Raw genomic sequence first — 964 nt, 5'->3', positions numbered from 1 at the left:
GCACCACCTAACCGCGTTGCGGCCAGTCGCTTTGCTCCTTTAAGGTGGAGAGGATTCGTAGATACCCATACGTTATCGGAAATCAATGCAACAATATTGGGATTTAGGTAAAAAGAAAATCGAGGAGGAACAAGCGATGGAGGAAAATTCAATGAAAATAGATTATAGTGAATACTTTTGGCAGGATGATAAAGTCAGATTACGTGCAATACATCCAGAAGATTGGAAAGGGGATTATGTTAGTAATTTTGATACTCCTGCACGTCGTCTTCTAGAATGTTCGACAGAATTGCCACCTACTATTGTGGGTTCAAAGAAATTTGCAGAGGAAAATGCTGATTTTTTATCAACAAATGGAAGAATCATGTTTACTCTTGAGACCTTAGAAGGCGAAAGCATAGGAGGTATTAATCTTAATAGTATTAATGAAAGAAATGGTACGTTCAGTATCGGAATAGTAATTGATAAAGAATATCGTGGTATGGGATATGGAACAAGAGCGATGAAAATTCTGTTAAGGTACGCATTCCTGGAACGAAGGCTTAATAAATTCAATGACTCTGTTCTTGAGGGAAATGAAGCATCTGCAAAGATGATGGAGAACCTCGGATGTATTCAGGAAGGCAGACGGCGACAGGTAGTCTATATCAATGGGAAATTTATGGACTTCATTTTGTATGGATTAACGAAAGACGAATTTGTTGAAAAGCATAGAGAAGAGTTAAACCTCTAGCTCTGACTTAAGACGTACAAATGCGAGTTAATCGAGGAAGGCATTAACATCCGATAACAATATATTCACGCAGCGGCTCCTTACGGAGCCTTGGTCTGCTGGATGGATTTCGAAGAGGTATTTCAGCAGTCACATCCGACTTTGTCGGACGTCGTGAATACGGGAACGTTATAAGAAATCGGTGAAAATGATAAGGAGCAGAAAACATGAAATGCCCTCACTGTAACAACG

The 964-nt window shown here is 39.7% G+C and carries 1 protein-coding gene; it reads left to right on the top strand.

The window, feature by feature from the left end:
- Positions 1 to 136: 136 nt before the first annotated feature.
- Entirely contained in the window at positions 137 to 733 is a 597-nt protein-coding gene (locus CRG97_RS32780) for a GNAT family N-acetyltransferase (RefSeq protein WP_202619039.1), read from the top strand.
- Positions 734 to 964 lie beyond the last annotated feature (231 nt).

This window comes from Paenibacillus sp. EZ-K15, from assembly GCF_002573715.1.
GTDB lineage: Bacteria > Bacillota > Bacilli > Paenibacillales > Paenibacillaceae > Paenibacillus_AQ.
Note: the sequence above shows the minus strand (reverse complement) of the source record. Positions and strands in the feature narration are given on the sequence as shown.